General features: G+C 38.5%; 2 protein-coding genes. Both read left to right on the top strand.

All coding sequences use genetic code 11. The features are described from left to right. On the top strand, positions 1 to 215 hold a 215-nt coding region (locus GWK09_RS14825), incomplete at its 5' end, for a hypothetical protein (protein ID WP_204260491.1). Positions 216 to 977: 762 nt separating this feature from the next. Next, positions 978 to 1,448: a DUF6169 family protein gene (locus GWK09_RS14835; protein ID WP_163694252.1), complete on the top strand. Its 471-nt coding sequence runs from the start codon at positions 978 to 980 to the stop codon at positions 1,446 to 1,448. The last annotated feature ends 459 nt before the right edge of the window (positions 1,449 to 1,907 follow it).

A 1,907-nucleotide genomic window follows, 5' to 3' on the forward strand; every position in this document is an offset into this window, starting at 1 on the left:
GAAAAAGGATTGCAAAAAAATGGCTTTATAGAAAGGTTAGCCCGAAGAAGACCCTTCAAAACGGGATAGAAACTGGGACTACAGGAACTGTTATGGAGTTGATTGATAACAAAACTGCATTTGTAGAATTTTATGACCGAAATGGGGAATTAATTGAAATTGATAATGAATTAGCATTTAAAGTGGATTTGAAAAATATAAAACTTAAAAAATAACGTGTTACAACAACGGCTATGGTTTATCGCCCTCTGAGGTCTAGGATTATTTGCTATTTTAGAGATTAACAAAACAATACGGAAAGGTTGGCGCCTCCAGGCGTCAAACCATAGCCGAGACCGTTGTCATTAATTATCTAAAAATGGAAATGCTTAAAAAGCTATTCAAAGGAAATATTTTAACTGACTTCATTTGGCTATTTGTGGGTATAGCAGGCGGAATCAATTACTATTTAAAAGGTAGTTATTGGACGGCTGGGATATTTGCTTTTCTAGCTATTCTTTATCTGATTAAAATCGCAAGTCCTCTTTGGAAGGGTAATCAGGTAAGTAGTGATTCTGAGTGAGGTCTACCCATATCATTACTTAACTAATGACAACAACGGCTATGGTTCATCGCCCTCGAGGGTCTGGGATTATTTGCTATTTTCGGGATTAACAAAACAAAAACGGAAGACTCAGGCGTGCAGGCGCCGGGCCATAGCCGGAACCGTTGTGTGTCAGTTTTGGATCACGAAAGAAAAATTTCCAAATGCTTAAAATTCAATTAATTGACAATAATTTATGTTAATAGTTGTTTATAGATTGGCACATATTTTGTACTTTTGATGTAGAAAATTTAAACAAATGATCCGTTCGACCACTATTCAAGGAAACGAAAGAACCGTAGCGGTAGTCAAAAAAATGGTTGCTATGAAAGACAACCACAGGGAGAAAATTGTAAAAAAAGTAAAAGAATCCCGTAAGAAGAATTAGAATTTAATGTATGAATATATAGAGGAAAAGGGCGAAGATGGCCCTTTTTTTATTTTTACAACTGATTTTTCACTAACCTATATTGTTTCCTTTAAAAAAATGGGAACAATGAATTATCCATTAGATAATTTATTTTCTTTAGATTTTCTAGAGGAAAATGGAAATAAAAGAAGAACAGACAGCAAAGTCTCTTCAACAATTCTTCATATTATTCTTGAATTTATTAAGCAAAATCCTAGTTGTGTACTGCACTACCTATGTGACATTGAAGGTGGCAAACAAATCTTCCGGGCGAGGCTATTTTCTAAATGGTTCTCAATTGCAGACACAGGCACATGGAATAAACTAGACATTTCCTTAGCTGCTGTCGAAAATTATCAAATTAGTTTTCTTTACGATTCTGGTATTTATGAACCTGAATTAATTGAGTCGGAAATTATTTTAACTATGGACAGTTTAGAGTCCGATAAGGGTTAAAACCGAACACACAACAACGGCTATGGTTCATCGCCCTCTGGGGTCTGGGAATATTTGCTATTTTAGGGATTAACAAAAACAAAACGGAAGGCTGGCGCTTCCAGGCGCCAAACCATAGCCGGAACCGTTCTGATGTAATAAGTAGTACGGAGCGGAATCCCAAACGATCCAGTGAAAACCGAATGGGGATATGCCCTGGCCTCTGAAGCAGTATGCACTTGCTAAGGACTGGGCTTTTGGCTGGCGCAGCGGGTCTGGGCTTGCACAAAGACTGAGCTAGACAGCCAAAAGCTCAAGGCTAAGTTCGCTTTTCTCACCGTATTTTCCTTGCAGTTTATGCGTGTTTTCGAGGACCAGGCCATGACCAGGGTCTGGTCGCTTTTCACCGCGAAGACGACGTCATCTTAGCCGGCCCGGGGCCTAAGAGACATCGCCTTTCGCTTTTGTCTCATTTGTGAT

It is taken from the genome of Muriicola jejuensis, from assembly GCF_010671595.1.
GTDB classification, from domain to species: Bacteria; Bacteroidota; Bacteroidia; order Flavobacteriales; family Flavobacteriaceae; genus Muriicola; species Muriicola jejuensis.

What these genes read in the sequence shown, in the direction of transcription:
- GWK09_RS14835 (WP_163694252.1), top strand. Translation starts at nt 978, where the DNA reads ATGTATGAATATATAGAGGAAAAGGGCGAAGATGGCCCTTTTTTTATT.